The organism is Niallia sp. Sow4_A1 (assembly GCF_052116745.1).
In the GTDB taxonomy this organism is placed as follows: domain Bacteria; phylum Bacillota; class Bacilli; order Bacillales; family Cytobacillaceae; genus Niallia; species Niallia hominis.
In genome coordinates, this window is record NZ_JBQKKM010000124.1 from 1 (window position 1) to 1,041 (window position 1,041).

General features: G+C 33.1%; 1 protein-coding gene and 1 rRNA gene. One reads left to right on the forward strand and one right to left on the reverse strand.

The annotated features are described in order from the left end of the window. Positions 1–230: 230 nt before the first annotated feature. Entirely contained in the window at positions 231–530 is a 300-nt protein-coding gene (locus ACTQ5K_RS25430; RefSeq protein WP_048717750.1) for a winged helix-turn-helix transcriptional regulator, read from the forward strand. 400 nt (positions 531–930) lie between these two features. Here the strand turns inward: ACTQ5K_RS25430 and rrf are convergent. Further along, positions 931–1,041: ribosomal RNA gene (gene rrf, locus ACTQ5K_RS25435) — 5S ribosomal RNA — on the reverse strand; the annotation flags it as partial.

Here is a 1,041-nt window from a genome sequence, read left to right on the forward strand (position 1 = left end):
AAAAAAACGAAATTTTGATGAAAGAAAATGTTTAGAAAGCGGATACAAAATTAAAAGTTTTATTTTATAAAAAGGGAGCTAAAAAAACTCCCACAAAAACTTGACTCAATCTACTAGGATTGCTTGATTGCTATTTTACAAGACTTAATATAATAATGTAAGTAGTGAATTTTTTATGACATAGTTACTTATACTTAACTAACTATTAATTCGTAACCAGGAGGGATAGGATGGAAATTCCATGCTCAATTGAAAAAACACTTGATATTATCGGAAATAAATGGTCATTTCTAGTGTTAAGGGAATTATTCGAAGGGACAAAACGGTTCAATGAATTACGGAGATCCATTGAGGGGATAAGTCCTAATTCTTTAACGACAACACTCAAACATTTAGAGAAGAAAGGTATTATTATTCGAACAGCTATCCCTACAGTTCCTATTACTGTTGAATACTCTCTTACAAAAAAAGGCGATTCTTTTCATAGTGTATTAAAGGAAATGAAAAAGTGGGCTGCTGAATGGGCGTAAAACAATTCTATCATACATAAAGTAAACCTTTGTTATAAACTGGACTGGACTATTATGTCTGGTACCACTTAAAGTTAAGCTTATCTAATAATCATTATACTAAGTTAATCTATCTTCATTGATTTTTATATTAAAAGGACTTCCAACTTATGAAGTCCTTTAGCATTATCCGTTATTCAATATTGAAATATGGGATTTTTAAGGGAATTTACTTTCTACTAACATTATTGTTTTCTATAAGAATAATCAAATATTAATAGAGTATCTCGATACCACTAGTTAATAAAAATAGAAGCGATTCATCTCCCACCTAACCGCTATCGCTTTTTGAGGAAGGAGTCTTCACGCTAAAAATGATAAAAAGGACCTAAAAGCAATAAAGCTTTTAGGTCTTTTAGTGGCCTGGCGACGTCCTACTCTCACAGGGGGAGAACCCCCAACTACCATCGGCGCTTTAGAAGCTTAACTTCCGTGTTCGGTATGGGAACGGGTGTGACCTTCTCGCTATCGC